Here is a 16,505-nt window from a genome sequence, read left to right as displayed (position 1 = left end):
AAGTCAAAAAAAGACAAATTTAGCCTGTAAAATCTTGCTTATTTGATGGCGGAGAGAATGGGATTCGAACCCATGAAAGGATTGCTCCTTTACACGCTTTCCAAGCGTGCGCCTTCAACCGCTCGGCCACCTCTCCAATTATTTCTCTTTTGAAATCTTGAGAACACCAATAAATGCTTCCTGGGGAATTTCTACTCTTCCAAATTGTTTTGATCGAGCTTTTCCTTTTTTTTGTTTTTCAAGAAGCTTTCTCTTTCTGTCTGTAGCTCCACCACCATGAATTTTTGTTAAAACATCTTTTTTAAAACCCTTAATAGTTTCTCTAGCAATTATCTTTCCTCCTATTGCAGCTTGAACAGGTATCATAAAATTATGCCTTGGTATTAAATCTTTTAGCTTTTCACAAACTTCTCTTCCTGTTCTTTGAGCAAAATCTTTATGTATCATCATTGCTAATGCATCAACTGGTTCTGCATTAACTAGAATTCCTAGTTTTACCAAATCACCTTCTCTATGTTCAATAATTTCATAATCAAAACTAGCATAACCACTAGTCATCGATTTTAAACGATCATTAAAATCAAAAACTACTTCGTTTAAAGGTAACTCATAATTTACAACTGCTCTGTTTCCAGAATAACTTAAATTAGTTTGCACCCCTCTTTTATCCTGACACATCTTTATTATCGAACCTAAATATTCATCTGGTGTAATTATTGTTGCTTTTATCCACGGTTCTTCAATTAATTTTATTAATGTTGGGTCTGGTAAGCTTGATGGATTGTGTAGATCAACAATATCTCCATTATTCATATAAACTTTATATACAACTCCTGGCGTAGTTGTTAACAAGTTCACATCAAATTCTCTTTCCAGTCTTTCTGTAACAATTTCTAAATGAAGTAATCCTAAAAACCCACATCTAAACCCCAATCCTAAAGCTGAAGAAGATTCAGGTTCAAATGAAAAACTTGCATCATTTAATTGTAGTTTAGCCAATCCATCTTTTAATTTTTGATATTCTGAACTATCTACTGGAAATAATCCACAAAACACCACGGGTTTACTTGGCTTAAAACCTGGCAAGGCTTCTTTTAATGGTTTGGCAGCATCACATATAGTGTCACCAACTTTTGTTTCAGATAAAACTTTTATTCCAGTTGTTATGAAGCCTATTTCACCTGCATTTAACTCATTAATATCTGTCGCTTTTGGCGTAAATACCCCAACTTTTTCAATAATATATTCTTGATTTGTAGACATCATTTTAATTTTCATATTTTTTGAAATTTTACCGTCAATTACTCGAACCAAAATAACAACTCCAAGGTAAGTATCGTACCAGCTATCAACCAATAAACATTTTAAATCGCCTAAACTTTCACCTTTAGGACTAGGTAAGACTGTAATAATTTGTTCTAAAATATCATCAATACCTTCGCCTGTTTTCCCTGAACAAGGAATCGCACTTTCTGTATCAATACCTATTACTTCTTCGATTTGTTTTTTTGTTCTATCTAAATCTGATGCTGGAAGATCAACTTTGTTCAAAACTGGTACTATCTCATGATCTATATCTAAAGCCTGATAAACATTTGCAAGTGTTTGGGCTTCTACCCCTTGAGTACTATCAACTATTAAGATTGAACCTTCACAGGCATAAAGAGATCTACTAACCTCGTAACTAAAATCTACATGACCAGGAGTGTCAATAATATTTAAAATATAATTTTTACCATTTTTTGCTTTGTAATTAAGTTTTACTGTCTGAGCTTTAATTGTAATTCCTCTTTCACGCTCAATATCCATTGAGTCTAATACTTGAGCTTTCATTTCTCTTTCTGTGAGCCCTCCACAGCTATGAATTATTCTATCTGCTATTGTAGATTTACCGTGATCAATATGCGCAATAATTGCAAAGTTTCTAATGTTATCGATATTACTCATTTGCTTTAAGATCGTATCTTAGCGCCAGTTTTGTTTTCAACTGTTTTAATTATAGAATTGTTGATGTTTTCTAAATCACTATCATTCAATGTTTTTTCAGATGATTGTATGGTCACACTAATTGCTATTGATTTTTGATTTTCTGGAATATTTTCACCTTCATAAACATCAAAAACTTTAATATTACTAATCAGTTTTTGATCCACACTTGAAACAGCATTAATTAAATCTTGAGCTTTAACTTCTTTATCAACTATAAAAGCAAAATCTCTCTCAGATTTTTGATAATCTGATACTTCAAATTTAGTTTTTTGGTCTTTTAATGTTTTTTTTGGTAATTTTAAATTATCTAGAAAAATTTCAAAACCCACTAAAGACTCTGTTTTAATATCTATCATTTTTATAATATTTGGATGAATCTCACCAAAATAAGCTGCTACTTGATCTTTGCCTCGATTTAAAAATAATCTACCTGACTTGCCTGGATGGTAATAATTTGGTGTTTCGCTATCTATAAAAAATTTATCTGAATTGTATCCAGCTTCGACTAAAGATTGAACCACATCTCTTTTAACATCAAATACATCAACATTTCTCTCATTTTCAATCCATGATAATCTTGATCTTTTACCTGCTGACAAACCACAGACCACAGTATTTTGTTCACCTGGGTTTGAACCAGTAAAAATTGGTCCTATTTCAAATATTGATAAATCTTTAAGACCTCTGTCCAGATTTTTATTCATATACATGATTAAATTTGAAAATATTGAGTTTCTCAAAACTCCTAATTCTGAACTTATGGGATTTACAATTTTAATTTCTTTATTCTTATTTTTAAAATGATCGTTATAATTTGAGTCAGTAAATGACCATGTTATTGCCTCTAGATAACCTTTTGAAGCAACCGCTCTTTGTAAAAAATGAAATAACTTTTGAGTCTGAGTTAAAGTAGATTTGGTTCTTTCTTTTATTGGATCTATAATTTCAATCTTATCATAACCAGTTATTCTTACTAACTCTTCGACAATATCTATTTCTTGTGAAATATCCGGTCTCCATGTTGGAATTGTTAATTTTAAATATTTTTTTTCTTTTTTAATTTTAAAACCAAGATCTTCTAAGATTTTAATCATTTCTTTAGTTGAAATTTTAAATCCAGTTATTTTTTCAAATAAATCAGTGTCAAATTTGATGTTTTTTATTTTGTTTGTTTCAATTGTTTGAATATCAATTTTACTAATTTCTCCACCACAAATCTCTTTAATTAATAATGACGCTTTATTTAAACCATCTTCAATTGATAATGGATCAATACCTCTTTCAAACCTAAACTTTGCATCTGTATCTATATTAAGTTTTTTTGATGTGCTTCTAATTGATCTAGGTTCAAAATATGCTGACTCTAATAAAATATTTTTAGTATCAAGTTCTGTACCAGACCTTGTACCTCCAATAATTCCACCTAATCCCAATACACCTTTACTGTCACTAATTACACACATTCCATCTTCTAGTTTGTAATTTTTATTATCTAAAGCTGTAAATTCTTCTCCAGATTTTGAATTTCGAACTATGATACCTTTTTCAATTTTTTCAGCATCATAAGCGTGTAATGGACGATTGATATCAAACATAACATAATTTGTAATATCAACTATTGCTGAAATTGGTTTTTCACCAATTGAAACTAATTTATCTTTTAACCATTGTGGGCTTTCAACATTTTTTACATTAGTAATTAAGCAACTTCCAAATGCACTACATCCTTGGTTTTTTTCTTTATCAATTTTTACTTTTACAGTTTGTTTAAATTTTGATTTTATTTTTTTCTCTTTTAAATCTTTTAATTTTCCAAAACCTGAAGCAACAAGATCTCTTGCTATTCCTCTCACACCAAGACAGTCTGGTCTGTTAGGGGTAATTGACAGATCTATAAGATTAGAGCTTGATTCTGAAAAATAACTTTTTCCAATACTCTTTTCAAATTTTTTTGAAGATAATTCTGTTATTCCATCGCTTTCGTCAGATAAATTTAATTCGGATTCAGAACAAAGCATTCCATATGAAGTAACATCTCTAATCTTGGCTATCACTAACTTTACTTTACTTTTTGGAACAACAGCCCCAGGAGGAGCGTATATTGTTATCAATCCCTCTCTTGCATTAGGCGCACCACATACAACTTTTTTTATTTCTTTTTCTCCCACATCAACATCGCAGACTTTAAGTCGATCTGCATTTGGGTGTTTTTCTGTCTTTAAAATTTTTGCTATTTTGAACAATTCAAGACCAGCAGATAAATTTTCTACGCTTTCAACTTCTAGCCCAACACTTGTTAGCTGTTCTAAAAGCTTGTCTTCTTTTAATTTTGTATCTAAATGATCTTTTAACCAATCAAATGTAATTTTCATCGACTCAAGCCTCTATAATTTGTTGGTACATCCAAAGGATCAAAACCGAAATGATTTAACCATCTATAATCACAATCAAAGAAAGCTCTTAAGTCATTAATACCATATTTAAGCATCGCTAATCTATCAATCCCAATTCCAAATGCATATCCTTGATATTTTGATGGGTCGACTTTTACATTTTTCAAAACATTAGGATGAACCATTCCACAGCCTAAAATTTCAAGCCATTGATCGCCTTCTCCTATAACTAATTTTCCATCTTTAATTTCATAACCAATATCTACTTCTGCTGATGGTTCAGTAAATGGAAAGTGGCTTGGTCTAAATCTCATTTTAATTTTTTCAACTTCAAAAAACTCTTTAATAAAATAATTTAAACAACCTTTTAGGTGTCCCATATTTATATCTTTATCTATATGTAAACCCTCTACTTGATGAAACATTGGTGCATGTGTTTGATCACTATCAGATCTATAAGTTCTTCCAGGTGCAATAATCTTAAATGGAGGTTTGTCTTTTAACATTGTTCTAATTTGAACTGGCGATGTATGAGTTCTTAATAAAATTTCTTTATTCTCATCAAGATAAAATGTGTCATGCATATCTCTTGCTGGATGATTGTCAGGAGTGTTTAACGCTGTAAAATTATTATATTGATTTTCAATATCTGGACCCTCTTCAACACTAAAACCTATCTCAGAAAAAATCGACGAGATTTCATCTATAGTTTGTGAAACAGGATGAATTTTACCTCTAACAAATGATCGCTCAGGAAGAGTTACATCAATTTTTTCTTTTTCTAATTTTTCATTTATTTTTTTTGATTCAATTTCATTAATTTTATTGGTTATTGAATTTTGTAACTCGTTCTTAATTTGATTTAGATCTGATGCAAATTTTTTTCTGTCTATCTCTGGTATAGATCCAATGTTTTTGAATTGAGAAGAAATCAGACCATTCTTACCAAATAACTCTGTCTTGATTTGATTAATTTCTTCTAAACTTAGATTTTTATTAAGCTTAGTCGAATAGTCATTTTTAATATTTTTTATGTCTGACATATTGATAGATTATTTCCTTAAGAAATAAAAACAATAGCGAAGATTAATTTAAAGCTGATTGAGCTTTTTGTACAATTGTTTTAAATGCTTCTGGACTGTCGTAAGCAATTTCAGCAAGAATTTTTCTATCAATTGTAATGCCACATTTTCCTAGGCCATTGATAAATTTAGAATAAGTCAAACCTTCGGCTCTTACACCAGCATTAATTCTTTGTATCCACAATGATTTGAAATCTCTTTTTTTATTTCTTCTATCTCTGTAAGCATATTGCATCGCTTTTTCCATCGCTTGCTTTGCAACTCTGATCGTATTTTTTCTTCTGCCCCATTGACCTTTGACAGCTTTTAAAACTTTTTTATGTTTTGCTTTGCTAGTTACGCCTCTTTTTACTCTTGCCATTATTAACCTCTTAAACTGTAAGGCATGTATGATTTAACAATTTTGCCATCTTGCTTAGACATAGTTGTTGTGCCTCTTAATTTTCTTATTTGAGAATTCGTTCTTTTAATCATGCCGTGTCTTTTACCAGCTTGGGCTGTCATAACTTTACCCTTTGCAGATATCTTGAATCTTTTTTTAGCTGAGCTTTTTGTTTTTAATTTTGGCATAATTCTGCGGTGTTATACAAAGATTGATATACATTTACAACCTATATTAAGCCCTATAAAGGCTGAATTACCATAATCATTTGCTTACCATCAAATTTAGGATGCAATTCTACCTTGCCAATATCCTTCATGTCCTCTTTGATCTTGTCCATCAATTCTTTTCCTAAATGAGAGTGTTGTAATTCACGGCCTTTGAATCTAACGGTAAATTTTACTTTATCTCCCTTAGCTATAAATTTTTTTGCATTTTTAACCTTAAAATCATAATCATGGGTCTCTGTAACAGGCCTCATTTTAATTTCTTTTAATAAAACAATTTTTTGTTTTTTCTTGGCAATATTTGCTTTCTTTTGGGCATCATATTTAAATTTACCCATATCCATAATTTTACAAACAGGCGGGTTTGCATTAGCTGCTATCTCTATTAAATCTAATCCCTGATTTTTTGCCATTGAGATTGCCTCATTAGTATTCATCACACCAAGGTTTTCACCATCACTAGCTATAACCTGAACATCAGGAGACGAGATTCTATTATTAGACCTAGGACCTCTATCTTTTGTTCTTCTTTGAAAATAATTTTGTTTAAAATCTGCCACTTAGTTTGAAGATGCTTTGTTTAAAGCAGAGAAAGTTTTTAAGAATAAATTTAAATCCATGTTTTCTTGTTTGTTCGTGTCTAATCTTCTAATCGTTACCGAGTTAGAGTCAACTTCTTTTTTACCACAAATTAATAAAAGAGGTATTTTTGCTAATGAATGATCTCTTATTTTGTAATTTAAATTATGTTTTTTTAAATCAACGTTTGAACTCATTCCTGCTTGTTTAATTTTTTTTGACACTTCGATGGCATAATCATCAAATTCTTCTGATATTGGTATCACAACTGTTTGTAATGGGGAAATCCAAAAAGGAAATTTGCCCGCATAGTTTTCTATAAGAATACCTATAAACCTTTCTAAAGAACCAAATAGCGCTCGATGAAGCATAACAGGTACTTTTTTAGTTCCATCTTTGTCAACATAAGAAGCATCCAATCTACCAGGTAAGTTTAAATCGACTTGCAAAGTTCCACACTGCCAATCTCTACCTATTGCATCTCTTAATACAAATTCAATTTTTGGGCCATAAAATGCACCTTCACCCTTATTAATGCTATATTCTAACTTAGATGCTTTGACTGCTTCAAGTAAAGAAGCTTCTGCTTTATCCCAAACCTCATCTTCACCGACTCTTATATCTGGTCTATCTGCATATTTAAGAATTACATTTTCAAAACCTAAATCTTTATAAATATCTAAAATTAAATTAGTGACCTCTAGACATTCGCTTGTAATTTGATCCTCAGAGCAAAATATATGAGCATCATCTTGTGTAAATGCTCTTACTCTTAATAGGCCATGTAACGCTCCTGATGGTTCATAACGATGTACCTTTCCAAATTCTGTAATACGTAAAGGTAGATCTCTGTAACTTTTTAAACCTTGATTAAATACCTGAATATGTCCAGGACAATTCATAGGTTTAATTGCAAATACTTTTTCATCTGGTGTTTCTGATGTATACATATTTTCACCATACTTTTCCCAATGACCAGATTTTTCCCATAATTGTCTATCTAATATCTCTGGTGTATTAACTTCTTTATAGCCCGCAACATCCTGCCTGGCTCTCATATAATTAATTAATTTTTGAAATAAAGCCCATCCTTTTTCATGCCAAAATACTGAACCTGGACTTTCTTCTCTAAAATGAAATAAATCCATTTCTTTTCCAAGTTTTCGGTGATCTCTTTTTTCAGCTTCTTCAATTCTTTTTAAATATTCATCTAAATCTTTCTGAGTTGCCCAACTTGTACCATATATTCTTTGCAACATTTCATTGTTAGAGTCGCCTCTCCAATAGGCTCCTGAAACTTTCGTAAGTTTAAAAAATTTTCCAATTTTACCAGTTGAAGAAAGATGTGGTCCTCTACAAAGATCATGCCAGTCTCCATGAAAATAAATAGACACATCTTCATTTTCCGGGATTGCTTGGATTAACTCTGCTTTATAAGTTTCTCCTTTTTCTTTAAAATGTGAAATAGCTTTATTTCTCTCCCAAACTTCTCGTTTTGTGATTTCATTTCTATCCACAATTTCTTTCATCTTATTTTCAATTTTTTCTAAATCATCTTCAGTAAAAGGTTCTTTTCTTGCAAAATCATAGTAAAAACCATTTTCAATAACTGGCCCAATAGTAACTTGTGTTCCTGGAAATAATTCTTGTACTGCCATTGCTAATATATGTGCTGTATCGTGTCTTATTGTTTCTAGGCCCTCAGGATTTTTAGACGTAAAAATTTTAATAGAACAATCTTTTTCTATTAAAAAATCTAAATCTTTTAAATCACCATCAACACTTATAACCATGGCTTGTTTAGCAAGTGACTTACTAATTTTTTCAGCTACATCTAGACCTGTAACTTTGTCTGGAAATGTTAAATTATTTCCATCTGGTAATGTAATTATAGGCATTAATTTAATATTCTTTTATACTCTGAATAAGTAGAAAAGCACATTTTTTCAACATTAAATTTTTGAATTATGTTTTTTCTTCCTTCTTTACCAATCGATTGTAATGATGCCTCATCCATAGAAAGTACTTTTAAAATTTTTTCACTTAATGATTTTGCGTTGTTAGACTCAAATAAAAAACCAGTTTTTTCGTCAATTATAGTTTCATTAGACCCGCCAATATCACTTGCTAGTATTGGTTTTTCCATTGATTGAGCTTCAACAGCTACTCTTCCAAAAGCCTCCGGCTCAATTGATGCAGATATCACTATATCTGAAATTTTGTAAGCTAAAGCCATATCATTACAATGATCAATAAATTTTACCTGATTATTTAATCTATGTTGCTCTGTAAGTCTGATAAGTTTTTTTTTATATAAATCTCTACCTTGATCACTTCCAAGTATTACAGCATAAAAAGCCTCATACCCAAGTTCGATATTAACTAAATTAATTGCTTCTATAAAAACTTCTTGTCCTTTCCATCCTGTTAGCCTTCCAGGCAAGAGAATTATCTTTTTATCTTTTTCAATTTGCCATTTTTTTAATAATTTTTTTTCATCACTATCTAGTTTGGTAGTTGGATCAAAATAATCAACGTTGATACCTCTAAAGATAACTAAAAGTTTTTTTTTAGCATCAAAATATTTTGTATAATTTTCTTTTATATGAGAAAAAATAAAATTAGATCCTGCTATAATTAAATCTGACCTAACCATCACAGAATTATAAAATTTTTTAATTTTACTGTTAAAATTATAGGTCCCATGAAATGTGGTAACAAATTTTCTGCCAGTAATTTTTGCTGCTAACAAACATGACCAAGCAGGAGCTCTACTTCTAGCGTGTACAATTGAAATATTATTAATTAATATCACACCAATTAAAGCTAAAAAATTTATAAATATAATTAATGGATTTTTACTATGAACAGGAAGTTTTATTATTTTTACTTTTTTTTTATCAATAAATTTAAGAAGTTCTCCACCACTAGTTACAATATAAGATCTACAATCATTTTCTGGTAAATAATGAGCAATGTCATAACAGCCTGTCTCAGCTCCTCCATAACCTAATTTTGGTATGACTTGTAAAACTTTTAAATTAGATGACATTTGATATGATTATATAATATTAGATTAAACATATAAACGATTATGACTCATTTCAAATATCACAAAGTTTCAAAAAGTAAGAAAATAAGATTTATTTGTAACATTCATAAAGGCGCCCCTTTTATTGTTTTTTTACATGGTTTTATGTCTGATTTAGAGGGAAAAAAACCTAATGCCTTTTTAAAATTTGCTAAGCAAAATAAACTAAGTTTTTTAGCACTTGAATATTCAGGACATGGAAAGTCATCAGGAAAATTTATAAATGGTAATATTACAAAATGGAGCAATGAAACATCTGCTCTTATTAAAAAATTTGTTAAAAAGAACGACTTTACTATTATTGGTTCAAGTATGGGTGCGTGGTTAGCCCTTAAACAATTTCAAGAATTTAAAAATCAAATAAAGGGATTTTTGGGCATTGGTTCTGCGCCTGAATTTTTAGAAAATTTGATGTGGAAAAAATTCACAAAAAAAATGAAGTCCGAAACTATTCAAAAAGGAATTTTACAATTAAAACATGGCAACTATGAATATCCAATTACTCTTCAATTGATAAAAGATGGTAGAAAAAATAAGGTTTTAAACATAAAAATAGACTCCAAAATAAATGTTACTATGGTTCACGGTCAAAAAGATGAAGTGGTGCCAGTTTCTTATTCAAGAAAAGTTTTAAAAATATTTCTAAAAGCGAAAAAAAAATTAGTAGTTATTAAAGATGGTGATCACAGTTTATCTAGTCAAAAGTGGCTTAAAACGATAATTAAAGAACTTAAATTAATTATTTAACTAACTTCTTTAATAATTGGTTTGAGGCTAATTGGATTACTTAACTTGTCTAACATTTCTTTTGGACAAACCTGAACAAAATTCTTTAACTCTTCATTATAATTTTCAATTAACAACTTTGATAAATTAGACCCTGTTTCATCAAAATGCTCTTTGATTAAATCTTTAAGATATGTTTTCCAATAATCTGTTTCTACATTTTGCCATACAACAGACTCTTTGTTTACCTTTTTTTCAAATTCTCTTGATTTGTCATAAATGAATGCCATACCTCCGGTCATTCCAGCTGCAAAATTATCACCCACATCACCTAAAATTATCACTGTTCCACCTGTCATATATTCGCAGCCATTTGAGTCACATCCTTCAATTACAGTAATCGCCCCAGAATTTCGAACAGCAAATCTTTCTCCCGCTTGTCCAGCTGCAAATAATTTTCCTGAAGTTGCACCATATAAAACTGTATTACCTATAATGGTGTTTTCATTTGAAATTAAATTACTTTCATCAGACAATTTGATAGAAATTGTTGCACCAGACAATCCCTTACCCACATAATCATTAGCATCTCCTTTAAGAACAAGTTTTAAGCCTTTTGCTGAAAAAGCACCAAATGACTGACCTGCTGATCCTTTGAAATTTAATACTAAAAAGTTTTCATTTAGTTTTTCATATCCATATTTTTTATAAAGATGATGAGATATTCTTGTTCCAACAGCTCTATTAGTATTTTTAATAATGTATTCTTTTTCAAACTTTCCAGAATTATCTAAAGTTTTTTCAATCTCTGGCCAAATTTCTTGATCAAGTGTATCTGGTACATGATTTATTTCCTGATTTTCACAATATCTTTTATTGTTACCATTATCTGCCTGTACAAAAAGTGGGTTCAGATCTAAATCATCAAGATTTGGAGAAGCTTTACTGACCTGCATTAAAAGATCTGTTCTACCAATTATATCATTCAATGATTTAAAGCCTATTTTTGCTAAAATTTCTCTTACTTCAGATGCAATAAAAGTAAATAAGTTAACTACTTTATCTGGAGTACCTGTAAATTTTTCTCTAAGTTTATCATCTTGAGTACAAACGCCAACTGGGCATGTATTTGAGTGACACTGTCTAACCATAATGCAGCCCATCGCAACTAAAGCAGTGGTTGCCACTCCGTATTCTTCGGCTCCCATCATCGCTGCAATAACAACATCTCTTCCTGTTTTAATACCACCATCAGTTCTAAGAGTAACTTTGTGTCTTAGGTTGTTTAAAGTTAAAACTTGATTGGCCTCTGTTAAGCCCATTTCCCATGGTATTCCAACATACTTAACACTAGTTTGTGGTGTTGCACCAGTACCACCATTGTGTCCTGATATTAATATTATATCAGCTTTCGCTTTAGCAACACCAGCAGCAATAGTTCCTACACCTGATGAAGCAACAAGTTTAACTCCAATTCTTGCTTTAGGATTTATTTGTTTTAAATCATAAATAAGTTGAGCAAGATCTTCTATAGAATAAATATCATGATGTGGCGGAGGAGATATTAAAGTAACTCCAGGTGTTGAATGTCTTAGTTTTGCAATCTCATCTGTAACTTTAAACCCTGGTAATTGCCCACCTTCTCCTGGTTTTGCTCCTTGAGCTATTTTAATTTCAATTTCATTACAATTATTTAGGTAGTTTACAGTGACACCAAATCTTGCTGAAGCTATTTGTTTTACTCTAGAATTTGCACTATCTCCATTTTCTAATACTTTAAACCTGCTCTCATCTTCTCCACCTTCGCCACTACATGAGGCACCTTTAATTCTATTCATTCCAGTTGCAAGCGTTTCATGCGCTTCCTTTGAGAGAGCTCCATGTGACATGCTTCCGCTTCCAAATCTTTTAAGAATATTTTGTATAGGCTCAACCTCTGAAATTTCTATCGGTCCTTTCAATTTTTTTGATCTAAAATCAATTAAATCTCTCAAATTTATTGGTGGCAAATTATATATTCCATCAGCATATCTCTTGTATGCTTCATAAGAGTTAGATCCTACGGCACTTTGTAGTAAATGAATTAATTTTCCTTGATACTGATGTGTCTCACCATTTTTACGGTATCTATATATTCCACCTATTGGTAAAATAGTTTCAGAACTTTCAAATGCTTCTTTGTGGATAGATCTAATTTTTTTTTCTATTCCTGTTAATCCAATCCCAGATATTTTAGATACAACACCTGGAAAATAATCAGCAACAATTGTTCTGCTTAATCCAACAGTTTCAAAATTACATCCTCCTCTATAAGAACTTAAAACAGAAATTCCCATTTTAGACATAATCTTTAAGAGACCAGCATTCACTGATTTGATATATCTCTCCACACATTCATCAAAGCTAAATTTTCCAAAAAGTTTTTTTTCGTGTCTTTGATACAAACTATCAAAAGCAAGATATGGATTTACTGTGGTTGCTCCCACACCAATTAAAGTAGCAAATGAGTGTGTATCTAAAGCTTCTCCAGATTGGACGTTTATGGAAACATATCCTCTTAATTTTTTTTCTATTAAGAATGAATTGATTGCTCCTACGCATAAAAGCATAGGAATGGGCAAATTAATTTCTGATAATCCTTTATCACTTAAAATTAATTGAGTAACACCCTGTCTTACAGCTATCTCTGCATCTTTTTGAACTTGTTTTATTGCCTCAAATAAAGACTGATTTTTAGAAAAAGTACAATCTATGACTAACGAATTTTTACCAAAAAAATTAATAAATTTGTCAAATTGAGAGTTTGATAAAATTGGACTATTTAAAACATAAATATTTTGCTTAGTTAAATTATCAAAGTCCAGAATATTACCTAAATTTCCAAACCTTGTTTTTAGACTCATAACCTTATTTTCTCTTAATGAATCAATTGGAGGATTTGTTACCTGGCTAAAATTTTGTCTAAAGAAATGGTAAAGAGGTCTGTATTTATCTGACAATACAGCAAGTGGGGTATCATCACCCATAGAACCTATTGCTTCTTTTGCATCTTCAGCCATCGGCTGCAAAATAAGCTCTAAATCTTCTAGGCTAATTCCAAATGTATATTGTCTTCTTCTTAAATCATCTCCAGAAAATGAGTGTTTTTCTCCAGAAATAGTAATTTTTTCATCTAAATCAATAATTTGAGAATTAAAGTGTTTATATTCCTTGGCCAAATAATCTTTAATTTTACTATTAGTAAATACTTTTCCCTTTTCAATTCTAACTCCAATTATTTCACCAGGACCTAATCTTCCCTTAGTTAAAATTTTCTTTTCATTAAGTTCAATCATTCCTGTTTCTGAACCTGCAAATAATAAATTATCTTTAGTAATTGCATATCTCAATGGTCTCAATCCATTTCTGTCATTTGCAGCAATTACCCACTCATTATCTGTACCAGCAATAGCTGCAGGCCCATCCCAAGGTTCCATAGTGCTGTTTAGAAAATTAAACAATTGCTGATGATCTTTAGATAAAGTTTTATTTTTTTTAGACCAAGCATCTGGCACTAACATTAATTTTGCTAAAGGTGCTGGCTGACCTGAAATATTTAATAATTCAAAAACATTATCTAATGCCGCTGAGTCTGATGCACCTTGTTGAATTACTGGTTTTAAATTTTCTATGTCATCAAACAATGGACTATTCATTTCTTGCTCATGAACTTTCATCCAATTTTTATTACCACGATATGTATTGATTTCTCCATTATGGGCAATAGCTCTAAAAGGTTGAGCTAAATTCCAGCTTGGTGCAGTGTTTGTAGAAAATCTTTGGTGAAAAATTGCATATCTTGAGACAAATCTTTCATCTTTTAAGTCTAAGAAAAAATCTGAAATAGCCTCTGCTAAAAACATTCCCTTATAAATGATTGATTTTGAACTGAGAGAACAAATATAAAAATTATTTAAAGAAATTTGAAATGCTTTATTTTCAATTATTCTTCTTGTTTCATAAATCTTTCTTTCAAGATCTTTGTTTAATAATTCTGGATTGTTAGACTTAAAAAGCACTTGAATAATTTCGGGCATTGTTTGAAATGCTTTTTCACCTAAAACCTTTGGATTAACTGGAACCTGTCTCCAACCATAAATACTAAAATTGTTTTTTGTTAATTCGCTTTCAACTATTGTTTTGCAACTCTCTTGTGCTGCATAGTCATTTCTTGGTAAGAAAATCATTCCAACGCATATTTCTGAATTATCGTAGGAGTGACCGGTAACTTCTATTTTTTCTATAAAGAAATCTTTAGGTATTTCTATATGAATTCCTGCACCATCACCTGTTTTTCCATCAGCATCAACCGCTCCTCTGTGCCAAACTGCTTTTAAAGCTTCAATTCCATACTCAACGACTTTACGTGATTTCTTTCCTTCAGTAGATGCAATTAAACCAACACCACAAGCATCGTGCTCCATCTCCTCAGAATAAACGTGGTTTTTCTTTAATATTTCAAAATTTTTTTTATAACTTTTCATTAAGCTACTTTTGACTGTTTTGAATGCTTATTTTCTAAGTGCTTTTTAATTGAAGTGGCTGCATCTCTTCCATCTTTAATCGCCCAGACAACTAAAGATGCACCTCTAACTATGTCACCTGCAGCAAAAACCCCACTCAAATTTGTTTCCATTGTATCAAAATCAGTTTTCACAGTTCCCCATTTTGTTACTTGTAGTTCACTTGAATCAAATAAAGTTGGCAAATCCTCAGGATCAAAACCTAGGGCTTTAATAACCATATCAGCCTTTACCTCAAAATCTGAATCTTGTTGAACTTTTGGTTTTCTTCTTCCACTTTCGTCAGGTTCACCTAATTTTATCTGATCAACTATTAATTTTTCAACTTTGTTGGTTCCTCTAAATTCCTTGGGACTTGATAACCAGACAAACTCAACACCTTCTTCTTCAGCATTGGCTACTTCTCTTGCAGATCCGGGCATATTTTCTTTATCTCTTCTATATAAACATTTAACAGATTTAGCTTTTTGTCTTATTGATGTTCTTAGACAGTCCATTGCTGTATCACCACCACCAATTACAACAATATCTTTTCCTTCTGCGTTTAAAATTCCTTTATCAAATAATTCTACTTTATCACCCAATCCTTTTTTATTTGATGCCGTTAAAAAATCCATTGCAGGAAAAATATTATTTAAATCATTACCTGAAAGTTCTACCTCTCGAGCTTTGTAAACTCCAGTTGCTATTAAAATAGCATCATGTTTTTTTCTCAATTGTTCTAAGCTTGCATCTTTTCCTACTTCAAAATTTTGAATAAACTCAATTCCTCCATCTCTTAAAAGTTTAGTTCTTCTCTCAACAACTTCTTTTTCAAGTTTAAAATTTGGAATTCCATAAATCAATAATCCTCCAGCTCTGTCATATCTGTCATAAACTGTAATTTTATATCCACTTTTTCTCAATTCCTCAGCAGCTGCTAAACCAGCTGGACCAGCTCCAATTATTCCAACACTCTCATTTTTTTCATTAGAAATATTTATAGGTTTTACCCAACCTTGTTCCCACGCATTATCAGTTATATATTTTTCCATTGAACCAATTGTTACTGTTCCATGACCAGATTGCTCAATTACACAATTACCTTCACATAATCTATCTTGTGGACATATTCTTCCACAAACTTCTGGCATATTGTTTGTACTTTGAGACAGTTCATAAGCCTCCTGAAGTCTTCCTTCAGCAGTAAGTTTAAGCCAATCTGGAATATTATTACTTAATGGACAATGAACCTGACAAAAAGGAACTCCACACTGAGAACATCTACTTGATTGTTCTTTTGCTTGACCGCTAATAAACTCATCATAAATCTCATTGAAGTCTTTTTTTCTGACATCACTCTCTCTTTTAGGTGGAGTTTGTTGACCTATTTTTACAAATTTTAGCATTTTGTCAGTCATAAATTATTTTTGTTCTGGCAAGTTATATATTGTTTTTATTAATTAAAGTAAAAAATAGGTCAGTTATTATGACC

General features: G+C 31.0%; 11 protein-coding genes and 1 tRNA gene. 1 reads left to right on the top strand and 11 read right to left on the bottom strand.

Annotated features, from left to right (window positions below; all coding sequences use genetic code 11):
* Nucleotides 1-46: 46 nt before the first annotated feature.
* The 9 genes from ACIJYG_RS00205 to ACIJYG_RS00165 form a co-directional block, all read right to left on the bottom strand.
* A tRNA-Ser gene (locus ACIJYG_RS00205) sits at nt 47-136 on the bottom strand.
* 2 nt (nt 137-138) lie between these two features.
* The gene (lepA, locus tag ACIJYG_RS00200; RefSeq protein WP_435097052.1) at nt 139-1,947 is read right to left on the bottom strand and encodes a translation elongation factor 4; all 1,809 of its coding nucleotides are present in this window, start codon (nt 1,945-1,947) and stop codon (nt 139-141) included.
* Nucleotides 1,948-1,952: 5 nt separating this feature from the next.
* Nucleotides 1,953-4,361: a phenylalanine--tRNA ligase subunit beta gene (pheT, locus tag ACIJYG_RS00195; protein WP_435097049.1), complete on the bottom strand. Its 2,409-nt coding sequence runs from the start codon at nt 4,359-4,361 to the stop codon at nt 1,953-1,955.
* Nucleotides 4,358-5,425: a phenylalanine--tRNA ligase subunit alpha gene (pheS, locus tag ACIJYG_RS00190; RefSeq protein WP_435097046.1), complete on the bottom strand. Its 1,068-nt coding sequence runs from the start codon at nt 5,423-5,425 to the stop codon at nt 4,358-4,360. Before pheS ends, pheT begins: the two co-directional genes overlap by 4 nt.
* Nucleotides 5,426-5,468: 43 nt before the next feature.
* Entirely contained in the window at nt 5,469-5,825 is a 357-nt protein-coding gene (gene rplT, locus ACIJYG_RS00185) for a 50S ribosomal protein L20 (protein ID WP_023649116.1), read from the bottom strand.
* A 2-nt stretch (nt 5,826-5,827) separates the two neighbouring features.
* Complete coding sequence (rpmI, locus tag ACIJYG_RS00180) at nt 5,828-6,034, bottom strand: 50S ribosomal protein L35 (RefSeq protein WP_008545827.1); 207 nt, start codon at nt 6,032-6,034, stop codon at nt 5,828-5,830.
* Between the two features lie 53 nt (nt 6,035-6,087).
* Nucleotides 6,088-6,633 (bottom strand): translation initiation factor IF-3, encoded by a 546-nt coding sequence (infC, locus tag ACIJYG_RS00175; RefSeq protein WP_028036189.1) that lies wholly within the window; start codon nt 6,631-6,633, stop codon nt 6,088-6,090.
* Nucleotides 6,634-8,550, bottom strand: a complete 1,917-nt coding sequence (thrS, locus tag ACIJYG_RS00170; RefSeq protein ID WP_435097042.1) for a threonine--tRNA ligase — start codon at nt 8,548-8,550, stop codon at nt 6,634-6,636. It abuts the gene before it with no gap.
* Nucleotides 8,550-9,704, bottom strand: coding sequence for a glycosyltransferase family 4 protein (locus ACIJYG_RS00165; protein ID WP_435097039.1), 1,155 nt, complete (start codon nt 9,702-9,704; stop codon nt 8,550-8,552). The genes thrS and ACIJYG_RS00165 overlap by 1 nt, the downstream gene beginning before the upstream one ends.
* 42 nt (nt 9,705-9,746) lie before the next feature.
* Here ACIJYG_RS00165 and ACIJYG_RS00160 point away from each other — a divergent pair, with 42 nt between their 5' ends.
* Nucleotides 9,747-10,490 carry an alpha/beta hydrolase gene (locus ACIJYG_RS00160; RefSeq protein ID WP_435097037.1) on the top strand — a complete coding sequence of 248 codons (744 nt, stop codon included), beginning with the start codon at nt 9,747-9,749 and terminating at the stop codon, nt 10,488-10,490.
* On the opposite strand, the gene gltB is transcribed toward ACIJYG_RS00160, so the two are convergent.
* Together gltB and ACIJYG_RS00150 are read right to left on the bottom strand one after the other, a co-directional pair.
* Nucleotides 10,487-14,992, bottom strand: coding sequence for a glutamate synthase large subunit (gene gltB, locus ACIJYG_RS00155; protein WP_435097034.1), 4,506 nt, complete (start codon nt 14,990-14,992; stop codon nt 10,487-10,489). The genes ACIJYG_RS00160 and gltB overlap by 4 nt on opposite strands.
* Entirely contained in the window at nt 14,992-16,431 is a 1,440-nt protein-coding gene (locus ACIJYG_RS00150) for an NAD(P)-dependent oxidoreductase (protein WP_435097031.1), read from the bottom strand. Before ACIJYG_RS00150 ends, gltB begins: the two co-directional genes overlap by 1 nt.
* Between the last annotated feature and the right edge of the window lie 74 nt (nt 16,432-16,505).

The organism is Candidatus Pelagibacter bacterium nBUS_27, from assembly GCF_051200985.1.
GTDB lineage: Bacteria > Pseudomonadota > Alphaproteobacteria > Pelagibacterales > Pelagibacteraceae > Pelagibacter.
This window is presented reverse-complemented; position numbering and strand designations above follow the sequence as displayed.